We start from the raw sequence: 18,523 nt of genomic DNA on the forward strand, positions 1-18,523 counted from the left end.
CGCTACGCTCGGGCCATGACCTCAGTGCAGGGGGTCGCGCAGTTCGAGGCGTTGCGGCCCCATCTCATGGCCGTCGCCTACCGGCTCACGGGGACCGTCGCCGACGCCGAGGACATCGTCCAGGAAGCCTGGCTGCGCTGGAACGCAAACGACACCGCGATCGCCGACCTGCGGGCCTGGCTGACGACCGTGGTCAGCCGGCTCGGGCTGGACAGGCTGCGCTCGGCCGCGCATCGCCGCGAGAGCTACGTCGGAAACTGGCTGCCCGAACCGGTGGTCACCGGCCTCGACGGGGCCGACCCGCTGTCGGCGGTGGTCGCCGGCGAGGACGCCCGGTACGCCGCGATGGTCGTGCTGGAGCGGCTGTCACCGGGCCAGCGGGTCGCGTTCGTGTTGCACGACGGATTCGCGGTGCCCTTCGCCGAGGTGGCCGGGGTGCTGGGGACCACCGAGCCCGCGGCCCGGCAACTGGCGTCGCGGGCCCGCAAGGCCGTCAGCACGGCGCCGCCGCCGCACCCCGACCCCTCGCACGACGACGTGGTCGGGCGGCTGATGGCCGCCATGGCCGCCGGCGACCTGGACGCGGTGGTGGCGCTGCTGCATCCCGGCGTCATCTTCACCGGCGACTCGGATGGCAAGGCGCCCACGGCGGTTCAGGTCATCGTCGGCGCGGACAAGGTGTCCCGCTTCGTCTTCGGTCTGGCCCGCCGCTACGGCCCGGCGTTCTTCTCGTCCAGCCAACTGGCGCTGGTCAACGGCGAACTGGGCGTCTACACGGCGGGCGGCCCCGGCGGTGACGGCCACCGGGAGCTGTCGCCGCGCATCCTGGCGATGACGGTGCGCGACGGAAAGGTTTGCGCCCTGTGGGATGTCGCCAACCCCGAGAAGTTCACCGGCTCCCCGCTGCGGGTTCGCCGGGCTGCCCGGCCCACGGAATGCGGCAGGCGTCACCGGAATTGAAGCCCTGCTCGGTGATGCCCAGAGCGGTGTTCATCCGCGCCCGCATGTTCTCCAGCCCGATCTGATAGGTCAGCTCGATCACGCCGGCGTCGCCGAACCGGGCCCGCAGGTCGGCGACCTGCTCGTCGGTGACGGTGTGCGGGTCGGTGGTGATCGCGTCGGCGTAGGCGATGGCGGCGCGCTCATCGTCGGTGAAGGCGCAAGACGTTGCATACGAGTCGATCTCGGTGAGCCGGGTGATGTCCAGCCCGTCCAGGCGCTGCAGCATGGACCCGAAGTCCACGCACCAGGAGCAGCCGACCGCACGCGCCGTCCAGAACACCGCCAGCTCGCGCACGCCGGCGGGCAGCACCTGCGACGCCCGCTGCACCAGCGTCTCGTGCACCGCCCCGGCGACCAGCATTCCGCGGTGCTGCGCGGCGACGGCGAACGGTTCGGGAACCTGGCCGAATCGCCGTCTGGCGTAGCGGTACATGGCGCGGGTCAGCAGTCCGGCGCGCTCGGGGGGCAGGGGCTCGATGCGGGTCTTCTGTGTCATACCCCTCAGACGAGATCGGCCGCCGAAGTGTGACGGCCCCACGTCGCGGCGCGAGCGCGCGTGTCTGCACACCGACACGCCGCAAAATATGGCATTTTGCGCGCGCTCGCGGCGATGTAGCATCCAGGCACCACTTCGTTGCGCTCATAGGAGGTTGCGGTGGACGAGGTGGAAGGCGAAGTCTTCGGGCGTTATCGGCTGCTCGAGGTGCTGCGGTCCGGCAGCACCGGCACGGTGTACAAGGCCCGCGACACGATGATGGGCCGCGAAGTGGCCGTCAAGGTGCTCTCGCCGGAGTTGGCCGCCGATCCGGGCCACCGCGAGAGGTTCCAGCGTGAGGTCGCCGTCGCGGCCCGGCTCAACGACCCGAACATCCTCCCGGTCTACGAGGCCGGCGAGATCGACGGGCGGCTCGCCGTTGGCCGGCCTCGACCGCCCCGAGGACATCGCGGTCGACGACGCGGGCGACTTGGTGGTCACCGAGCCAGCGCTCCACCGGGTGCTGGAGCTGACGGCCGGGACGACCAACCCGACCGTGCTGCCGTTCACCGGTCTCGGGGAACCCACGGGGGTGGCGGTCGCCTCGCGCGATCCCGCCAACGACCGCGCCGTCGTTGTCAGCGACGCCGCGCACAACCGGGTGGTGAAGCTGCTCGCGCATTCGACCGAGCAGACCGACCTGCCGTTCAGCGGTTTGGCATTCCCGTCGGCCGTGACGCTGGGTCGCGGCGGCGCCCTCTTCGTCGTCGACCGGGACAACGAGCAGGTGCTGAAACTGCCCTGGAAGGCGACGGTTCCGACCGTGCTGCCCTTCGTCGTCGGACATCCCGACGATGTGGCCGTCGACACCAACGGAAACGTGTACGTGACCGACAGTCACGAAAATCACGTCACAAAGTTCGTCAAGGCCTCCAACACGTCGATAACACTGCCGTTCACCGGAGTTGACCATCCCAAAGGCATCGGCGTCGACACCGCCGGGAATGTCTACGTCGTCGACGCGGGCAACAACCGCGTGCTCGAGCTTCCGCCCGGTTGACCGTCTGCTCGGCGGGCTCAGCGCGAGAACATCAACGCGCGCTTGACCTCCTGGATCGCCTTGGTGACCTCGATGCCCCGCGGGCAGGCCTCGGTGCAGTTGAACGTGGTGCGGCAGCGCCACACGCCGTCGACCTCGTTGAGGATGTCGAGGCGCTCGGCGGTGGCCTCGTCGCGGCTGTCGAAGATGAAGCGGTGGGCGTTGACGATCGCCGCCGGGCCGTAGTAACTGCCCTCGTGCCAGAACACCGGGCAGCTGGTGGTGCAGGCCGCGCACAGGATGCACTTGGTGGTGTCGTCGTAGCGGGCGCGGTCGGCCGGGCTCTGAATGCGTTCGCGCGTAGGGGGATTGCCGGTGGTGACCAGGTAGGGCTTCACCGCCCGGTAGGCGTCGAAGAAGGGCTCCATGTCGACCACCAGGTCCTTCTCCACGGGCAGCCCGCGGATCGGCTCGACCGTGACGGTGAGTTGCTTGCCCTTCTTCTCGGGCAGCAGGTCGCGCATCAGCACCTTGCAGGCCAGCCGGTTGACGCCGTTGATGCGCATCGCGTCCGAGCCGCACACCCCGTGCGCGCAGGAGCGCCGGAAGGTCAGCGTCCCGTCCAGGTAGCTCTTGATGTAGATCAGCAGGTTCAACAGCCGGTCGGTGGGCAGGCAGGGAACCCGGAAGCTCTGCCAGCCACCGGTTTCGGTGAACGCGTCGGGCTGGTCGGGATTGAACCGGGCGATCTTGACCGTCACGAGCACCGCGCCCTCGGGAACCGGCGGCAGGGGCGGGCCCAGCGCGGTTTCGGCATCGTCTTCGGCCATCAGTACTTCCGTTCCTTGGGTTCGTAGCGGGTCTGCACGACGGGCTTGAAGTCCAGCGCGATGTCGCTGCGCAGGTCGCTTCCCTGCTTATCGGCCCCAATTTCCTTGTAGGCCATGGTGTGGCGCATGTAGTTGACGTCGTCGCGCTCGGGGTAGTCCTCGCGGGCGTGCCCGCCGCGCGACTCCTTGCGGTTCAGCGCGCCTACCACCGTCACCTCGGCCAGCTCCAGCAGAAAGCCCAGCTCGATGGCCTCCAGCAGGTCGCTGTTGAAGCGTTTCCCCTTGTCGTGCACGGAGATTCGCGCATAACGCTCCTTGCACGCGTGGATGTCGGTCAGGGCCTTTTTGAGCGTCTCCTCGGTGCGGAACACCGCGGCGTTGTTGTCCATCGTCTGCTGCAGGGCCCCGCGGATGTCGGCGACGCGCTCGTTGCCCTGCTCGGAGAGGATGTCGCCCACCCAGGCGACGACCATCGCCTCGGGGTTCTGCGGCATGTCGACGAAGTCGCGGCCGCGCGCGTAGGCGGCCGCGGCGATGCCGGCCCGGCGGCCGAACACGTTGATGTCCAACAGCGAGTTGGTGCCCAGCCGGTTGGCGCCGTGCACCGACACGCACGCGCACTCACCGGCGGCGTACAGGCCCGGGACCACCGAGGTGTTGTCCCGCAACACCTGTCCGGTGACGGTGGTCGGGATGCCGCCCATCGCGTAGTGACACGTCGGGTACACCGGCACCAGCTCGTGCACCGGGTCCACGCCCAGGTAGGTGCGGGCGAACTCGGTGATATCGGGCAGCTTGGCCGCCAGCACGTCCTCGCCGAGATGACGCACGTCGATGTAGACGTAGTCCTTGTCCGGGCCGGCGCCGCGGCCCTCGAGGACTTCGAGCACCATCGAGCGCGCGACGATGTCGCGCGGCGCCAGGTCGACGATCGTCGGGGCGTAGCGCTCCATGAAGCGCTCGCCCTCGCCGTTGAGCAGCCGGCCGCCCTCGCCGCGCACCGCCTCGGAGATCAGGATGCCCAGGCCGGCGAGCCCGGTCGGGTGGAATTGGTGAAACTCCATGTCCTCCAACGGAAGTCCCTTACGGAACACGATCCCCATACCGTCGCCGGTCAGGGTGTGCGCGTTGGAGGTGGTCTTGTAAATGCGGCCCGACCCGCCGGTGGCGATGACGACGGCCTTGGCGTGGAAGACGTGGATCTCGCCGGTGGCCAGCTCGTAGGCGACCACCCCGGTGGCCACCGGGCCGCCCGGGGTCTGCGTCAAAACCAGGTCGAGGGCGTAGAACTCGTTGAAGAACTCCACGTCGTGTTTGACGCAGTTCTGGTACAGCGTCTGCAGGATCATGTGCCCGGTGCGGTCGGCGGCGTAGCAGGCGCGGCGCACCGGGGCCTTGCCGTGCTCGCGGGTGTGCCCGCCGAAGCGGCGCTGGTCGATGCGGCCCTCGGGGGTGCGGTTGAACGGCATCCCCATCTTCTCCAGGTCGAGCACCGCGTCGATGGCTTCGCGGCACATGATCTCCACGGCGTCCTGGTCGGCGAGGTAGTCGCCGCCCTTGACGGTGTCGAAGGCGTGCCACTCCCAGTTGTCGTCCTCGACGTTGGCCAGGGCGGCGCACATGCCGCCCTGGGCGGCGCCGGTGTGGCTGCGGGTCGGATACAGCTTGGTCAGCACCGCGGTGCGCACCCGCGGGCCCGCCTCGACGGCGGCCCGCATCCCCGCGCCGCCGGCGCCGACGATCACCACGTCGTATCGGTGTTGGGAGATCACGCCTGCCCTCTCAGATGTTGGGGTCGAACGTCAGCAGCACGTAGGTCCCCAGCACCAGCGTGAAACCCATCGAGAGCGCCAGCAGGCTGTTCAGCCAGAACCGGGTGCTGTCCTTGCGGCTGTAGTCGTCGATGATGACGCGCAGACCGTTGCCCCCGTGCAGCTGTGCCAGCCACAGCAGCAGCAGGTCCCAGGTCTGCCAGAACGGCGACCCCCAGCGCTGCGCCACGTAGTTGAAGTCGATGCGGTACACGCCGTCGTCCCACATCAGCATGATGAACAGGTGCCCGAGCGCCAGGAACACCAGCACGACCCCGGAGAACCGCATGAACAGCCACGCGTATTTCTCGAAGTTTCCGACGCCGGCGCGCCGCCGCGGCGAGCGGGGATTGTCCAGGCCCGCGGGGCGGCTCATCGCGGATGCGCCATCAGGTGGATACCCAGCACCACCCCGGCCGGGACGATGAGCAACAGGAACAGGACGCCGACGATCCACAGCATCAGCCGCTGGTGGCGGGTGCCCTCGGACCAGAAGTCGATCAGGATGACGCGGATCCCGTTGAGCGCGTGGAACAGCACGGCGGCGACCAGGCCGAACTCCATCAGGCCGACGATCGGCGTCTTGTAGGTCGCGACCACCTCGTCGTAGGCCTGCGGCCCCACCCGGACCAGGGCGGTGTCCAGGACGTGGACGAACAGGAAGAAGAAGATCGTCGCGCCGCTGATGCGGTGCAGCACCCACGCCCACATGCCCGGATCGCCCCGGTACAGGGTGCGGGGCGGGCGCCGCCTGCGTGCCGCCTTCGCCGGGCCCGCGGTCGTCGCCTGTGTGCTCGCCACTGTGTTCACCGCCTTCCCCGGACGTTCCAGCCTAACTCGGCCGGGTTGCGGCCCAGGTTAGGGTGGCTTACTCACGTCGAGCATCGGTGAACGGGGTGCGCTATGCCTGAGGTCGACTGGAAAGCATTGCGCGGCAAGGCCGTCGACGTCGCGGCCAACGCCTACGCGCCGTATTCGCGGTTCGGGGTGGGTGCGGCCGCGCTGGTCGACGACGGCCGGGTGGTCGTCGGCTGCAATGTGGAGAATGTCTCATATGGCCTTGGTCTCTGCGCCGAGTGCTCGGTGGTGTCCGCGCTGTACGCAACCGGCGGCGGGCGCCTGGTCGCCCTGTCCTGCGTCGACGCGGCGGGGGCGCCGCTGATGCCGTGCGGGCGGTGCCGGCAGGTGCTGCTCGAACACGGCGGCCCCGGGCTGCTGATCGACCATCCGGCGGGGCCGCGCCGACTCGGGGACCTGCTGCCCGACGCCTTCGGCCCCGACGACCTGGCGCGGCGATGACGTTCGACGCGCCGACGGTGATCCGGACCAAGCGCGACGGCGGCCGGCTCTCCGACGCCGCCATCGACTGGGTCGTCGACGCCTACACCCACGGCAGTGTCGCCGACGAACAGATGTCGGCGCTGTTGATGGCGATCGTGTGGCGCGGCATGGACCGCGGCGAGATCGCCAGGTGGACCGCGGCGATGCTGGCCTCGGGACCGCGGCTCGACTTCACCGACCTGCCCGCGCCGACCGTCGACAAGCACTCCACCGGCGGGGTCGGCGACAAGATCACCCTGCCGCTCGTGGCCGTCGTCGCCGCCTGCGGGGCGGCGGTGCCCCAGGCGTCGGGCCGCGGGCTCGGGCACACCGGCGGCACCCTGGACAAGCTGGAGTCCATCGCCGGGTTCACCGCCGAGCTGTCCAATCGGCGTGTGCGCGAACAGCTTCGGCAGGTCGGCGCGGCGATCTTCGCCGCCGGCGAGCTGGCCCCCGCCGACGCCAAGCTCTACGCGCTGCGCGACATCACCGGCACCGTCGAGTCGCCGCCGCTGATCGCGAGCTCGGTGATGAGCAAGAAGCTGGCCGAGGGGGCGGGCGCGCTGGTGCTCGACGTCAAGGTCGGCTCCGGGGCGCTGACGTCCTCGCCGGAGCAGGCCCGGGAGCTGGCGCACATCATGGTCGGGCTGGGCGCGGCCCACGGGGTGCCCACCCGCGCGCTGCTGACCGACATGAACAGCCCGCTGGGCGCGACCGTCGGCAACGCGCTCGAGGTCGCCGAATCGCTGGAGGTGCTGGCCGGCGGCGGCCCGCCCGACGTGGTGGAGCTGACGCTGACGCTGGCCGGCGAGATGCTGGCGCTGGCCGGGATCGACGACCGCGACCCCGCCCAGACCCTGCGCGACGGCACCGCGATGGACCGGTTCCGGCGGCTCGTCGCCGCCCAGGGCGGGGACTTGTCGGTACCGTTGCCCATCGGTGCGCATACCGAGACCGTCACCGCCGCCCGGGGCGGCACAATGGGCGATATCGACGCGATGGCGGTGGGAATGGCGGCTTGGCGGCTCGGTGCGGGGCGATCCCGCCCGGGCGGGGCGGTGCAGCCGGGCGCGGGTATCCGGATTCACCGCCGCCCGGGGGAGCCGGTGGCGGCGGGCGAGCCGTTGTTCACCCTCTACACCGACACCCCCGAACGCTTCGGCGCCGCGATGGCCGAGATGGACGGCGGCTACGGCGTCGGCCCCGCGGCCCCGCGGCCCAGACCGCTGATCATCGATCGGATCGTCCCGTGAGCGAACTGGACCTCGAACAGATCAAGAAGGCGCCCAAGGCCTTGCTGCACGACCACCTCGACGGCGGGCTGCGCCCGGCGACCGTCATCGACATCGCGGCTGCGACCGGCTACGACGGGCTGCCCGCCACCGACGTCGACGAGCTGGCGACGTGGTTTCGCACCCGCTCGCACAGCGGCTCGCTGGAGCGCTACCTGGAGCCGTTCTCGCACACCGTGGCCGTGATGCAGACCGTCGACTCGCTGCACCGCGTGGCCCGCGAGTGCGTGGAGGACCTGGCGGCCGATTCGGTGGTCTACGCCGAGATCCGGTTCGCCCCCGAACTGCACATCGACCGGGGGCTGTCCTTCGACGAGATCGTCGACGCCGTGCTGGCCGGCTTCACCGACGGCGAGAAGGCCTGCGCCGACGCGGGCCGCCCGATCGTGGTGCGGCTGCTGGTGACCGCCATGCGCCACGCCGCGGTGTCGCGGGAGATCGCCGAGCTGGCAGTCCGGTGGCGGGACAAGGGTGTCGTCGGGTTCGACATCGCCGGGGCCGAGGCCGGCAACCCGCCGACGCGGCACCTGGACGCGTTCGAATACATGCGGGACAACAACGCGCGCTTCACCATTCACGCCGGCGAGGCGTTCGGGCTGCCGTCCATCCACGAGGCGATCGCGTTCTGCGGCGCCGACCGGCTGGGCCACGGGGTGCGCATCGTCGACGACATCGACGTGTCCGGCGACGGACAGGTGCGGCTGGGCCGGCTCGCGTCGATCCTGCGGGACAAGCGCGTCCCGCTGGAGCTGTGCCCGAGCTCCAACGTGCAGACCGGCGCCGTCAACAGCATCGCCGAGCACCCGTTCGACCTGCTGGCCCGGACCCGGTTCCGGGTGACCGTGAACACCGACAACCGGTTGATGAGCGACACCTCGATGAGCCTGGAGATGCACCGGTTGGTGCAGGCGTTCGGCTACGGGTGGAGCGACCTGGAGCGGTTCACCATCAACGCGATGAAGTCGGCGTTCATCCCCTTCGACCAGCGGCTGGCGATCATCGACGAGGTGATCAAGCCCCGGTACGCGGTGCTGATCGGCGGCTAAGGGGCCGGGCGGTCAGACGGCCTGCGACTTGCGCAGCAATTCGGCCGGGGTGGGCAGGCGCAGGCAGATGAGCCCGGCGTAGTTGTCGTCGAGCAGGTGCACGCGGTAGATGGTGCTGTGCACCACGGTCCACCCGCCGCCCTTCGCGCGCAGCCGCAGCAACCCTTCGGCCGGCCCCTCGGCGAACTGCTGCTTCATCGTGCGCAGCACGGAGTGGTCGTCGGGATGCACCAGCGGCTGGCCCGCCGTCTCGCCGCGCCAGTCGAAGTGGGGAAACGGGGGGTCGAGCCACTTGAGCAGATTCCACGACCGCAGGTCGACGAGGGCCCGGTGGATGCCCTCCTGCGCCATGTCCCGCAGGATGTGGCGGGCGAGGTCGCCGTCGGGCACCGGCTCCTCGCGGTCGGGCAGGCGCCAGTTCATGGCGCGGCAGACCAGAAATTCGGTGCCGTCCGGCTGGGGCTCGACGCGGGCGCGGGCGACGAAGCTCACCCGGATCCGTTCGCCGTCATGGCTGGTCGTGTCCCACGTGCTGCAGTAGGTGTCCCCGGGCTTGCAGCTCATCGTCAGCGCGAGCACCTGCGTCTCGTCGCGGTTGATGTGGCCGATCGGCAGGTCCGCCGCGAACGGGCGGCCGTCGGTTTGCTCGACGGCCAGATCGAGGCCGGAGTTGACCAGCGCCTGGGGCGTGTCGCTGGCCGTGCCCAGGGTGATGTTCCATGCCACCGCCCCGGGTTGCGGCCGTTCCGCCGGGGGAACGGTTCGGGGACCGGCCCACAGCTGTACGCCGTGCACGTGACCGTCGTTCATCACCACGGCCTCGGTTCGTACGACGGTCTTGCCGTCGGCCATCTCGCGGCTGACGCCCCGGCGTTTGCTGACCGTCTCGTCGACGGCCGCCGTGATCGCCTTGAGGTGCGGGTTTCTGCGCAAGAAGATGCTGAGCGGCACGAATTTTCGCAGCGCATGGCCCTGCGCGACGACGGCGGGCCCGTCGCCGACCACCTCCAGCAACAGCCATTCGCGATTCACGAGTGGGGATCATACGAGGGCATGCGCACCGCCGTTGCCGAAATCGGCGGACCGTGCGCCGACCGGATTCGGCCGGAAACCGGGGCGGCGCCCTCAGGCGAACCCGTACAACACCAACGCACAGCCCCCGGCAACCAGTGTCGTCGCCGTCATCGCGTGGCGGCGCCGCTGGATCCAGCGCCTGATTTGCTCCAGCCGGCGATCGATGCGCGGTCCGGCGACGACATAGGCCAGCACGGGGGCGGCCACGGTCGAAGTCGCCAGCGCGGCATAGCAGGCGACGGCCGCCGCCGCGCCGAGCACGGGCAGCCGGCCGGCGGCGATCTGGGTTCCCGCGGCCGCGCTGGCCGCAAGCACCTTCGGGTTCGCCAGCATGGGGAAGGTCCCTATCGCGGCCGCCACCGCTGGGGTGATCCTGCCTGCGCGGCTGTCCCAGCCCGCCTCGTCCGCGGCCGCGGCGCGCCGCCGCCACACCCACGCGCCGAATGCGACGAGTGCCGCACCGGCGGCCACGACCAGCCAGTCGGTCCACGGCGGCGCGGGTCCCCGGAGGCCGTCGAAGACCCGCGGGATGCGCATCGAGGCCACGGTCAGCCCGGTCAGCGAGAGCAATCTGCCCAGCAGGTAGGCGATGCTGGACGAGCGTGGCCGGTCGTTGTGGACGAGGAGTACCAACGCCAGCACGACGGGCACCGGCGAGAGCGCCACCACCAACGCCGGCGCGGCGAGCTTCGCGACCAGCAGCCCCGACGGACCGAAAGGTTCCAACTCTTCCCCCGACCAAAGTCCGCGGCGAAAATACCCGTCCCACGGTACCCGCGGGGGTATGGCCCCAGCGCGCGAACCGCCGTTCGGGCGGGGCCGGCCGCTCGCGACGGAACGGCTGTGCGGCGCCCGGCCGGGACGAATAGGGTGACTGGACATGAAGCTGCCACTGCTGGGTCCCGTGTCGCTCACCGGCTTCCAGAACGCGTGGTTCTTCCTGTTCCTGCTGATCGTGTTGCTGTTGGTGGGCGGCTACGTCGCCCAGCAGTTCGCCCGCCGCCGGCGGGTGCTGCGTTTCGCCAACATGGAGGTGCTCGAGCGGGTCGCCCCGCCGCGCCCGAGCCGGTGGCGGCACGTGCCGACGATCCTGTTGGCCACGTCGCTGGTGCTGCTGACCACCGCGATGGCCGGCCCGACGTCGGATGTGCGGATCCCCCTCAACCGCGCGGTGGTGATGCTGGTCATCGACGTCTCGGAGTCCATGGCGGCCACCGACGTCCCGCCGACCCGGTTGGCCGCCGCCAAGGTGGCGGGCAAGCAGTTCGCCGACGAGCTGACGCCGGCCATCAACCTCGGGCTGGTCGAGTTCGCGGCCAACGCCACGCTGCTGGTCGCCCCGACCACCAACCGGGCCGCCGTGAAGTCGGCGATCGAGCGCCTGGCGCCGGCCCCCAAGACCGCGACGGGCGAGGGGATTTTCACCGCGATGCAGGCGATCGCGACGGTCGGGGCGGTGCTGGGCGGCGGCGACGGCCCCCCGCCGGCGCGCATCGTGCTGGAGTCCGACGGCGCCGAGAACGTCCCGCTGGACCCCAACGCCCCGCAGGGGGCCTTCACCGCGGCGCGCGCCGCGAAATCCCAGGGCATCGAGATATCGACGATCTCCTTCGGCACGCCCGACGGCACCGTCGAATACCAGGGCGCCACCATCCCCGTCCCGGTCGACGACCAGACGCTGCAGAAGATCTGCGAGATCACCGGCGGGCAGTCGTTCCACGCCGACAGCCTGGAATCGCTCAAGCGGGTCTATGAGACGCTGCAGCGCCAGATCGGCTACCAGACCGTCAAGGGCGACGCGAGCCTGCCGTGGATGCTGCTGGGCGCGCTGGTCCTGGGCGGCGCCGTGCTGGCCGGTCTGCTGCTGAACCGCAGGCTGCCGTCCTGAGCCCTCAGGCGGGCAGGCGCCGGTTGATCAACAGCGCCAGGGCCGCGGCGAGCACGGCGGTCAGGACGCCCAGGCGCAGCCACCCGGCGCTGCCGGGGCCGGCCACGGTGCGGTACCCGATCTCGTTCTCGATGTTGTCGTAGCTCTTCTCGAGCTCGCCGATGTTGGTGGCGGTGTAGTACTGGCCGCCGGAGAGCCGGGCGATCGTCTTCATCTGGTCCGGCTTGACCGGCACCGCGACCCGCACCCCGTCCAGGTCGATCTCGCCGGTCGGCGTCCCGAACGCGATCGTGGAGACCGGCACCCCCTGGTCCTTGGCCAGGCGCGCCGCGGTGTATGCGCCGTCGTGCGGGTCCTGGGGGTCGGCCGGCTTGTTCTCCGCGCCGTCGGACAGCAGGATGATCCGCGCCGGCGGGGGCGCGTCGCCCCCGGTGACGTCGGTGGCCCCGATCGCGTGCAGGGCGGTGAAGATGGCCTCGCCGGTGGCGGTGCCGTCGCCGAACTCGAGCTTCTTGAGGGCGTCGACCGTCGCCTGGTGCTGCGGCGTGGGCGGCACCAGCAGGTAGGGGGTTCCGGCGAATCCGACCAGCCCCAGGTTGATGCCCGGGGTCAGCTGACCGGCGAAGTTGGCGGCCGCCTGCTCGGCGGCCTTGAGCCGGTTCGGGTCGACGTCGGTGGCCTTCATCGACTGCGACATGTCGATCACGAGCATGATCACCGCGCGGTTGCGCGGTATGCGCATGTCATGGGTGGGGGTGGCCAGCGCGACGGTCAGCAGGACCAGGCTGAGCAGCGCCACGGCGATCGGGAGGTGCCGCCACATCGACTGCGGCACTTCCGCTTCGGTGAACCGGCGCAGGCGGCGCCCGCGGCGGGACTGGACGAGGACGTACACGGCCAGCAGCGCCAGCGGGACCAGGCCGAACAGCAACAGGACCGGGCGCTGGAAGCCGTACAGGGGCAACGGGCCGACCCCGGGAAGCGACACCCCGACTCACCTCCGGTTCGGGCCGGCTGTTCAGGCTATTCGCGCCTGAGCCGCCCATCGACGAATTGTTCCAGTTTCTCCCATTCCCGCACCGCCGCCGCGTAGGGGGGCGTGGGCTTGGTCACCGACCCGGGTTCCAGCACGGAGGCCACCAGCTTGCCCAGCGGCCGGCCCGGCTCCAGCGCCGTGTCCACCGTCGGGTCCTCGGAGTAGTCGCCGACGTCGCGGAGCAACTCGACGGCCAGCTCGAGCTGGTCGCGGTCCACGGCGTCCGGCCCGTCGGCCAGGTCGTCGGCCAGGCCGCTGAGCACGTAGACGTTGTCGTCGGTGACCTCGACGGCCAGCGAGCCGTCGGTGGCCGCGGTGCGGATGTCGTCGTAGGTGCTCAGGTCCGACAGGTCGTGGTCGTGCTCGTCGGCCAGGTAGCGGGCCAGGGCGCGCTCGGAGGTGAACACGCTGATCCGCCCGTTGCGCCCGAGGAACACCGGTGCGTCGTCCAGGTAGCAGCGCAGGGTGTAGAACGTGCCGGAGCTCATCATGATCCGGATCGGGTCGATGCCGACCTGAAGCCAGAAGTCCTTGTCCCCGCCCAGCACGACGGTGTCGCCGGACGCGCGGGCCTCCTCCTCGTCCGCCGGTTCCTCCCCGGACTCTGCGGCGGACTCCTCGGCGGCCTCGGCCTCGGTTTCCGCTTCCTCGTCGGTCTCGTCGGTCTCGTCGGCCGCGAGGGTCTCCGGATCTTCGGCGGGCTCCTCGGCCAGTTCCTCTTCGGCCTCGGCCGACGCCGCGGCGGCGACCTCGGGGCTGGTGAGGATCCCCTCGACCGCGGTGAGCACGTCGTCCCAGCCCCGCCCGATGATCTCGGCGATGAGGTTCCAGCGCTTCTGCCCGGCCCGGCCGGCGAAGTTCTCGATCCCGCCCGTGACCGTGCCCAGGCTCGGGTTGCCGTTGAAGAACTTCGACACCGCCGGCAGCTCACACACCGACCCGAGCGACGACACGATCGCCAGCGCGCTCGCCACCGCGGCCACCGACTCCGCGGTCGGCTTCTCGGCCACCAGCTCCTCCACGGCGACCAGGTCGAACCGCGCGTCCTCTTTGGGATCGAACTTGTGCGCGTGCGCCGCGGTCAGGTCCTTCCACGCCGGGTGGTCGACCAGGTCGTTGTCGGTGTCGGAGCGCACGAACGCGACCAGGTCGGCCACGGACTCGAACGCGAACAGGTCCTCGTCCTTGCCCAGGAACGCCTCCCATTCGTCGCCGGCGTCGCGCCAGCGGGGCGCCCACACGGTGTAGCGGTCGCCGATGGACAGGCTCAGGCGGATCGGCACGAGGTCAGCAGCCATGCGGCACACAATAGCGACGGCGTCGCGGCGTTCGGGTTCAGCCCGCCCAGATGTCGGTGATCGCCGGGGCGTTGGCGGCGTACCCGGTCTTGGGCAGTCCGTACATCTGCTCCAGTGTGGAAAGCACGTTGTAGTGGCTGATCTGCTCGCCGTAGGTGCCGGGCCGCACATGCGCGCCGTAGAACACCGTCGGGATCCGGTTGCGGCTGGAGTTGTCGTCCTCGTCCCAGGTCACGATCAGCAGGCTGTTGTTGGCCGCCGCCCAGTTGGCGTACCCGGACAGGTTGCGGTTGAGCCAGGCGTCGGCCTGCGGGATGGAGCCGTCGTGCATGTTGTTGCCGTTGTCGGGGATGACGAACGACACCGTCGGCAGGGCGGAGTAGTTGCCCATGGGGAACGCCGAGAACGGCAGCGACGTGCTGGGCGGCACGTTGGTGAAGTTGGCCCAGGGCACGTGCTTGCGCGCGTACCTGCCCGCGCTGCACACCGGTGAGCCGACCGCGGGCAGTCCCTCGGAGAACCCGGCGAACGTGTAACCGGCGGCCAGCAACTCGGACGCCAGGTTGGGGGCCGCGCCGGCGTTGACCGGGCACGCGTCGGTGGTCACGCCGAACGTGCTGCCGGCGAACAGCGCCAGGTAGTTCGGCTCGCTGGGATGGGTCTCGGCGAACGACGCGGCCATGTTCGCGCCGGCCGCGGCCAGGGCGTTGATGAACGGCGCCGCCTTGTTGCCGATGATGCTGGTCGCCGCGCGGTTCTCCTCGATCACGACGACCACGTGCGCCGGTTGCGGGACCGCGGCCGCCGCAAGGCTCACGCGGGGGGACAGCGAGGCGGCCGCGATGCCCGCCAGCGCCACCGCGATGGCCAGCCCGGTGGCCCGCAGGGCCCGATGTGCCTTGCCTGTCAGTCTGCTTCGACCCCGCACCCCGGGAGTATATGGGCGGGTGCGGGGCCCCCGCGGTACCCGCATGAGCGTGTCAACCGGGTTGGCCCGAATCGTTATATAGGGTCAGGTGCCGTGGACGTGCGCATCGTCGATCACCCGCTGGCCCTGGCCCGGCTGACCACGTTGCGCGACAAGCACACTCCCAACGCCGAGTTCCGGGCCGCGCTGGCAGACCTGACGGTGATGCTGGTCTACGAGGCCACCCGCGACGCGCCCCGCGAGAGCTTCCCGATCCACACCCCGCTGGCCGAGACCCTCGGGGTGCGACTGGCCGGGACGCCGCTGCTGGTGCCCGTGCTGCGCGCCGGGCTGGGCATGCTCGACCGGGCGCTGGCGCTGCTGCCGCAGGCCCAGGTCGGGTTCGTCGGCGTGGCCCGCGACGAGGAAACCCACCGCGCGGCCGGGTATCTGGAGTCGCTGCCCGACGACCTGACCGGCCGGCCGGTGCTGGTGCTCGACCCGATGCTGGCCACGGGGGGGTCGGTGCGGCACACGATCGGTCTGTTGCACCGCCGCGGCGCCGCCGAGATCACCGTGCTGTGCGCGGTGGCCGCGCCGGAAGGCATTGCGGCGCTGGAGAAGGTGGCGCCCGACGCGCGGCTGTTCACCGTGGCCGTCGACGACGGCCTCAACGAGATCGCCTACATCGTGCCGGGTCTCGGCGACGCGGGCGACCGCCAGTACGGGCCCCGCTAGCCCCAGCCGCCGACCTCATCGACCAGTTCGTCGCGCAGCGCGCGGGCCCGCGTCCGGGCCGCGGCCAGCTCGGCGCCCGCCGCGCAGCGAACCTCGATGTAGCACTTCAGCTTCGGCTCGGTGCCCGAGGGCCGCACCACCACGCGCGCCGACACCGCGTCGTCGCCGCCGGCGAGGATCAGCGCGTCGGCGAGGTCGGTGACGGTCGCGGCGAACCCGGCCAGCCGGGCCGGCGGGTCCGCCCGCAACCGGTCCATGAGTGCGGCGGCCTCGCCGGCGCCGGCGACGCGGCGCGACACCGCCGCGACGTCGTGCACGCCGTGCCGCCGGGCCAGTTCGTCGAGCGCGCCCGGCACGGTTTCGCCCCGGGATGCCAGCGCGGCCACCAGGTCGCACACCAGGACGGCGGCGCTGATGCCGTCCTTGTCGCGCACCGCGTCGGGGTCGACGCAGTGGCCGATCGCCTCCTCGTAGGCGTACACCAGGGTGCCGCCGGGCACCTGCGAGTCGGCGCGGGCCAGCCACTTGAAGCCGGTGCCGGTCTCGACGTGCACCGCGCCGCGGTGCGCGGCGATGGCCGCCAGCATGCGCGAGGACACCAGCGAGCTGGCGACCACCGGGGTCCCGGTGTGCGGCTGCGACAGAATGTAATCACCGAGCAGCCAACCGGTTTCGTCGCCGGAGAGCATCCGCCACCCCGATGCGGTCGGGATGCCGACGGCACACCGGTCGGCGTCGGGGTCCAGCGCGATCGCGACGTCGGCGCCGACGTCGGCGGCCAGGGCCAGCAGCGCATCGGTGGCCCCGGGCTCCTCGGGGTTCGGGAACGCGACGGTGGGGAAGTCGGGGTCCGGCGCGAACTGGGCGCCGACGGTGTGCACGCGGCCGAAGCCGGCGCGGCGCAGCGTCTCGACGGCCACCGCGCCGCCCACCCCGTGCAGCGCGGTCAGCGCCACCCGCACCGAACCGGTGGCGCGCCGCACCCCGGCGGCCCGCTCGATGTAGCGCTCGACCAGGTCGGTGTGCGCGGGTTCGACCGGGGCGCGCGCGATCTCGTCGGCCGGCGGGGAGCCGGCCATCGCGGACTCGATCTCGCGGTCGGTGGGGGAGATGATCTGGATGCCGCCGTCGACGTAGACCTTGTAGCCGTTGTCGGTCGCCGGGTTGTGGGAGGCCGTGATCTGTATCCCGGCGGCGGCCCCGGTGCGCCGCACCGCGAACGCGACCACCGGCGTGGGCGTCGGCCCGGGCAGCAGCAGCACCGGAAAGCCTTGGGCGGCAATCACTTCGGCTGCCACGGTGGCGAACACGGCCGAGCCGTGCCGGGCGTCGCGCCCGACGATCACCGGCGAACCGGCGCGGCCGTGGCTCCTGAGCACCTGCGCCACCGCCCAGCTGGCGCTGCAGATCACCGCGACGTTCATCGCGTCGGGCCCGCCGCGCACCGGGCCGCGCAGGCCCGCGGTGCCGAACACCAGCGGGCGGGCGAACCGCGCGGCGAGTTCGCCGGGGCCGCAGGCGGCCAGCTCGGCGGCCGTGGCCGGGTCGGGGTCGTGGGCGATCCACTCCTCGGGCGTCATAGCCGGGCTATCCGCGTGATGACAGAGGCCAGCAGGGCGCCCATCCGGCGGGCCGAGGCGGCCCCGGCGGCGAGCACCTCGGCGTGGCTGAGCGGCTCGCCGCCGATCCCGGCGGCCAGGTTGGTCACCAGCGAGAGGCCCAGCACCTCGGCGCCGGCCGCGCGGGCGGCGATGGTCTCGTGCACCGTCGACATGCCCACCAGGTCGGCGCCCAGGGTCCGCAGCATCCGGATCTCCGCCGGCGTCTCGTAGTGGGGGCCCGGCAGGCAGGCGTAGACGCCCTCGGTCAGTTCCGGATCGGCGTCGCGGGCGAGCCGGCGCAGCCGCGCAGCGTAGGCGTCGGTCAGGTCCACGAACTGCGGACCGGTCAACGGGGACCGCGCGGTCAGGTTGAGGTGGTCGCTGATCAGCACCGGCCGGCCCACGGTCATCTCCGGGCGCAGCCCGCCGGCCGCGTTGGTGAGCACCACGACGCGCGCCCCGGCCGCGCAGGCCGCGCGCACCGGGTGCACGACGTGGCGCAGGTCGTGGCCCTCGTAGGCGTGCACGCGCCCGACCAGCACCAGCACCCGGTGCCCCCCGATCGGCACCGACAGCAGCTCACCGCTGTGCCCGGCGGCACTCGGCGGGCTGAAGCCGGGCACCTCGGCCTGGGGGAGCGTGGCGGCGGCGGCACCCAGCGCGGCGGCCGCCGAGGACCATCCCGACCCGAGGACTACGGCGACGGCGTGCTCGGCGGCCCCGGTGCGCTCGGCGATGAAATGCCCCGCCCGCCGGGCGAGTTCGTCGGCGTCGGTCGCGGCGTCGCTCACACTTGGCGAGCCTAGCCCGGCGGGGGCGCCGGGCCCGGCAATCGCGCCGCGACCTCGTCGATGTAGTAGCGGCGCGGCGCGTTGTCGCGTTCCACCGCCGAGCGGCACGCCAGCGCGTCGCCCTGCGTGGTGAACGGCCCCGCCATGACCGAACACACGTCGTCCCAGAAGAAGCCGTCGAGCACGTACCAACCGGGTGCCAGGCCGGCGGTGTGCCGCTCGATCATCGCCATGCGGTGTCGTATCGAGCGCTCCGCCCCGACCCCGTTTCCTGCCACGTTCTTCTCCGGTGTTCTCCCAGTGCCCTCCTCCGGCGAACTCGCGTTGCGCCGGGTCGGCATCGCCCACCCGGCAACATGGTGGCATGCAAGCGAT

The 18,523-nt window shown here is 71.4% G+C and carries 20 protein-coding genes; 7 read left to right on the plus strand and 13 right to left on the minus strand.

Going from position 1 to position 18,523, the window contains the following annotated elements; all coding sequences use genetic code 11:
* The first annotated feature begins 15 nt into the window (after positions 1-15).
* A complete protein-coding gene (locus ACJ512_RS05790; protein ID WP_407685836.1) occupies positions 16-960 on the plus strand; it encodes a sigma-70 family RNA polymerase sigma factor in 945 nt (314 codons plus the stop codon).
* Here ACJ512_RS05790 and ACJ512_RS05795 read toward each other — a convergent pair.
* On the minus strand, positions 890-1,498 hold the full coding sequence (locus tag ACJ512_RS05795; protein ID WP_407685835.1) for a carboxymuconolactone decarboxylase family protein: 609 nt from the start codon (positions 1,496-1,498) through the stop codon (positions 890-892). The genes ACJ512_RS05790 and ACJ512_RS05795 overlap by 71 nt on opposite strands.
* Before the next feature lie 418 nt (positions 1,499-1,916).
* On the opposite strand from ACJ512_RS05795, the gene ACJ512_RS05800 reads away from it, so the two are divergent.
* Positions 1,917-2,537 (plus strand): NHL repeat-containing protein, encoded by a 621-nt coding sequence (locus ACJ512_RS05800; protein ID WP_407685834.1) that lies wholly within the window; start codon positions 1,917-1,919, stop codon positions 2,535-2,537.
* Between the two features lie 17 nt (positions 2,538-2,554).
* On the opposite strand, the gene ACJ512_RS05805 is transcribed toward ACJ512_RS05800, so the two are convergent.
* The 4 genes from ACJ512_RS05805 to sdhC are packed head-to-tail and all read right to left on the minus strand — an operon-like array spanning position 2,555 to position 5,868.
* Complete coding sequence (locus ACJ512_RS05805) at positions 2,555-3,346, minus strand: succinate dehydrogenase iron-sulfur subunit (RefSeq protein WP_407685833.1); 792 nt, start codon at positions 3,344-3,346, stop codon at positions 2,555-2,557.
* Entirely contained in the window at positions 3,346-5,118 is a 1,773-nt protein-coding gene (gene sdhA, locus ACJ512_RS05810; protein ID WP_407685832.1) for a succinate dehydrogenase flavoprotein subunit, read from the minus strand. The genes ACJ512_RS05805 and sdhA overlap by 1 nt, the downstream gene beginning before the upstream one ends.
* A 10-nt stretch (positions 5,119-5,128) precedes the next feature.
* Positions 5,129-5,533 carry a succinate dehydrogenase hydrophobic membrane anchor subunit gene (locus ACJ512_RS05815; protein ID WP_407685831.1) on the minus strand — a complete coding sequence of 135 codons (405 nt, stop codon included), beginning with the start codon at positions 5,531-5,533 and terminating at the stop codon, positions 5,129-5,131.
* The gene (gene sdhC, locus ACJ512_RS05820) at positions 5,530-5,868 is read right to left on the minus strand and encodes a succinate dehydrogenase, cytochrome b556 subunit (protein ID WP_407685855.1); all 339 of its coding nucleotides are present in this window, start codon (positions 5,866-5,868) and stop codon (positions 5,530-5,532) included. The genes ACJ512_RS05815 and sdhC overlap by 4 nt, the downstream gene beginning before the upstream one ends.
* A 192-nt stretch (positions 5,869-6,060) precedes the next feature.
* On the opposite strand from sdhC, the gene ACJ512_RS05825 reads away from it, so the two are divergent.
* The 3 genes from ACJ512_RS05825 to ACJ512_RS05835 are packed head-to-tail and all read left to right on the plus strand — an operon-like array spanning position 6,061 to position 8,815.
* Entirely contained in the window at positions 6,061-6,456 is a 396-nt protein-coding gene (locus ACJ512_RS05825; protein WP_407685830.1) for a cytidine deaminase, read from the plus strand.
* Positions 6,453-7,730, plus strand: a complete 1,278-nt coding sequence (locus tag ACJ512_RS05830; RefSeq protein WP_407685829.1) for a thymidine phosphorylase — start codon at positions 6,453-6,455, stop codon at positions 7,728-7,730. Before ACJ512_RS05825 ends, ACJ512_RS05830 begins: the two co-directional genes overlap by 4 nt.
* Positions 7,727-8,815, plus strand: a complete 1,089-nt coding sequence (locus ACJ512_RS05835; RefSeq protein ID WP_407685828.1) for an adenosine deaminase — start codon at positions 7,727-7,729, stop codon at positions 8,813-8,815. Before ACJ512_RS05830 ends, ACJ512_RS05835 begins: the two co-directional genes overlap by 4 nt.
* Positions 8,816-8,827: 12 nt before the next feature.
* Here ACJ512_RS05835 and ACJ512_RS05840 read toward each other — a convergent pair whose 3' ends face one another.
* Both ACJ512_RS05840 and ACJ512_RS05845 read right to left on the minus strand, forming a co-directional pair.
* The gene (locus ACJ512_RS05840; protein ID WP_407685827.1) at positions 8,828-9,847 is read right to left on the minus strand and encodes a PAS domain-containing protein; all 1,020 of its coding nucleotides are present in this window, start codon (positions 9,845-9,847) and stop codon (positions 8,828-8,830) included.
* 93 nt (positions 9,848-9,940) lie between these two features.
* The gene (locus ACJ512_RS05845) at positions 9,941-10,615 is read right to left on the minus strand and encodes a GAP family protein (RefSeq protein ID WP_407685826.1); all 675 of its coding nucleotides are present in this window, start codon (positions 10,613-10,615) and stop codon (positions 9,941-9,943) included.
* Positions 10,616-10,769: 154 nt separating this feature from the next.
* Between ACJ512_RS05845 and ACJ512_RS05850 the strand changes: the two genes are divergently transcribed.
* Positions 10,770-11,777 carry a VWA domain-containing protein gene (locus ACJ512_RS05850; RefSeq protein WP_407685825.1) on the plus strand — a complete coding sequence of 336 codons (1,008 nt, stop codon included), beginning with the start codon at positions 10,770-10,772 and terminating at the stop codon, positions 11,775-11,777.
* Between the two features lie 4 nt (positions 11,778-11,781).
* Here the strand turns inward: ACJ512_RS05850 and ACJ512_RS05855 are convergent, their stop codons facing one another.
* From ACJ512_RS05855 to ACJ512_RS05865, 3 genes are read right to left on the minus strand one after another with little or no spacing between them, the layout of a single operon-like run.
* Positions 11,782-12,765: a VWA domain-containing protein gene (locus ACJ512_RS05855; RefSeq protein WP_407685824.1), complete on the minus strand. Its 984-nt coding sequence runs from the start codon at positions 12,763-12,765 to the stop codon at positions 11,782-11,784.
* A gap of 35 nt (positions 12,766-12,800) precedes the next feature.
* Positions 12,801-14,111: a protein export chaperone SatS gene (satS, locus tag ACJ512_RS05860; protein ID WP_407685823.1), complete on the minus strand. Its 1,311-nt coding sequence runs from the start codon at positions 14,109-14,111 to the stop codon at positions 12,801-12,803.
* 37 nt (positions 14,112-14,148) lie between these two features.
* On the minus strand, positions 14,149-15,084 hold the full coding sequence (locus ACJ512_RS05865; RefSeq protein ID WP_407685822.1) for an alkaline phosphatase family protein: 936 nt from the start codon (positions 15,082-15,084) through the stop codon (positions 14,149-14,151).
* Positions 15,085-15,132: 48 nt separating this feature from the next.
* On the opposite strand from ACJ512_RS05865, the gene upp reads away from it, so the two are divergent.
* Complete coding sequence (upp, locus tag ACJ512_RS05870) at positions 15,133-15,756, plus strand: uracil phosphoribosyltransferase (RefSeq protein ID WP_407685821.1); 624 nt, start codon at positions 15,133-15,135, stop codon at positions 15,754-15,756.
* Here the strand turns inward: upp and ACJ512_RS05875 are convergent.
* Genes ACJ512_RS05875 through ACJ512_RS05885 form a run of 3 tightly spaced genes read right to left on the minus strand, consistent with a single transcriptional unit; the run spans position 15,753 to position 18,426 of the window.
* Positions 15,753-17,336: a phospho-sugar mutase gene (locus tag ACJ512_RS05875; RefSeq protein ID WP_407685820.1), complete on the minus strand. Its 1,584-nt coding sequence runs from the start codon at positions 17,334-17,336 to the stop codon at positions 15,753-15,755. The two genes, upp and ACJ512_RS05875, sit on opposite strands and share 4 nt — an antisense overlap.
* On the minus strand, positions 17,333-18,148 hold the full coding sequence (locus ACJ512_RS05880) for a purine-nucleoside phosphorylase (RefSeq protein WP_407685819.1): 816 nt from the start codon (positions 18,146-18,148) through the stop codon (positions 17,333-17,335). The genes ACJ512_RS05875 and ACJ512_RS05880 overlap by 4 nt, the downstream gene beginning before the upstream one ends.
* Positions 18,149-18,159: 11 nt before the next feature.
* Complete coding sequence (locus tag ACJ512_RS05885) at positions 18,160-18,426, minus strand: hypothetical protein (protein ID WP_407685818.1); 267 nt, start codon at positions 18,424-18,426, stop codon at positions 18,160-18,162.
* Between the last annotated feature and the right edge of the window lie 97 nt (positions 18,427-18,523).

Origin of the sequence: Mycobacterium cajalii, from assembly GCF_045809005.2 — a bacterium.
Taxonomy (GTDB): domain Bacteria; phylum Actinomycetota; class Actinomycetes; order Mycobacteriales; family Mycobacteriaceae; genus Mycobacterium.